Raw genomic sequence first — 1,525 nt, 5'->3', positions numbered from 1 at the left:
TAAACCAAACAGCCTCCTCGATACCCGGGGCGATTCAGTAGTGTTCGCTCCAACCCGTCGAGAGTCATGTTCATCAACGTAGGTGAAACGATACCGCCCTGCGGCGTACCAGCCTCCGTTGCGTGAAGAACCCGTTCATGAAGATAGCCAGACTTCAACCATCTTCGCAATGTCGCCTTGTCCATAGGGATGTTGGCGACCAGCCAGTCATGCGAGATTTCGTCGAAGCAGCTGCGGATATCGGCCTCCAAAATCCACTGCGAACTGCTGGATTTAGAGAGGTCCCGGAAGCATTGCTCTATGGCGTCGGCGGTTGACCGAGCAGACCTGAATCCATAGGAATTTGGGTCCGCCGTGGTTTCCGCTACGGGCTCCAGAGCAAGCAGATGCAGTGCCTGCTGCGCCCGGTCGACCATGCAGGGAATTCCGAGGGGCCGCATCTTTTTCCCATCGGCTTTGGGAATGTATATCCGCCTCAGTGGGCGTGGCTGGTAGCCTCGCCGTTTGAGAGACAGCACCGCTTCGAGTCGGGACTTCGGAGCGGACCATGTGATGCCATCCACCCCTGGCGTCCGTTTACCGCAATTCTCAGTCACCCGTTTGACGGCGAGTGCCTTGCCGCTGAACGAGTGGGTCAGCAGCCATTGCAGGGCTTTCACCTTGCCGTGTCTGCCTTCCCATGTCGCCTTCACGATACGGGCCTGAAGCCTCCTGACCTCGCGATGACATCTGACCCAATCGATGTCGTGCCAGCGCGTCGCGTGATCGGAGGACGCACCTATGCCCGATTGCTGCACAGTCATCTGCCTCTCCTCCTTTGAAGGTTGGTCAAACTCTCTCGTGATGAAAGACCATGTGGAAGTCTGCCCGCTTTCGCGTGGGATGATGTTGCCTTGCGGCGCAATCCCTATCTGTCCCATTACAGGACGGCTTTCGCTTTTTCCACACTCCCATGCCCGCACCGCCAACAGCCTTCCTTGCGGTCGGCCTGCCCGGTGGGCGGCGATACGGGTTTACCGTGTTCCGCGTCGTTCGCACGAATGGTTTAGGTTCCGCCTTTCCACCGGTGGCTTTCCGTCCGTGCTGCCCGAGTACTTAACGAGCAGACCTGCCACAGTCCCGTTTGGGTAAGGCCTGTCAGTGTCTTTGGCCCCTTGGTAATGACGATGTTTATCGGCGATTCAGATACCTTAACCTTGCCATCCAGTCTAGCGCCCCCTCCACATTGACACTCGCAGAGGCGCCACGGTCTCGCAACCTTAGCGTGGCTTGCGCCGGGCTACATTGTCTCAGTGGCTCCACACGCAGCCGTTGCCAGCTCCGCATGCACCGATAGACTACGGGCGACGGAACGCCCGGTTTCCTTCCGCCCAACAACGACGGTAAAACAACGAACTACGCGACTTTCACGTCGCACAAGCACGATCACCCCATAAAGCACCACGAGGGTCGCGAATGCTGCTTCGTACAGCCCTGCGCCCATGCCCACCCCCAGGACCAACCAGGCGGCAAAGAGACTAACGGC

1 protein-coding gene and 1 pseudogene are annotated in these 1,525 nt (G+C 58.6%); both read right to left on the bottom strand.

Annotated features, from left to right (window positions below; translation table 11 throughout):
• Nucleotides 1–803 (bottom strand): reverse transcriptase N-terminal domain-containing protein (locus K309_RS0134840; protein ID WP_198030918.1); only part of this gene is annotated, 803 nt, incomplete at its 3' end.
• 476 nt (nucleotides 804–1,279) lie between these two features.
• Nucleotides 1,280–1,525, bottom strand: a pseudogene (locus K309_RS43695) (hypothetical protein); the annotation flags it as partial.

Source organism: Cupriavidus phytohabitans, assembly GCF_000426345.1.
GTDB lineage: Bacteria > Pseudomonadota > Gammaproteobacteria > Burkholderiales > Burkholderiaceae > Cupriavidus.
The sequence above is the reverse complement of the archived record's forward strand: the minus strand, read 5'-3'. Positions and strand labels throughout refer to the sequence as shown.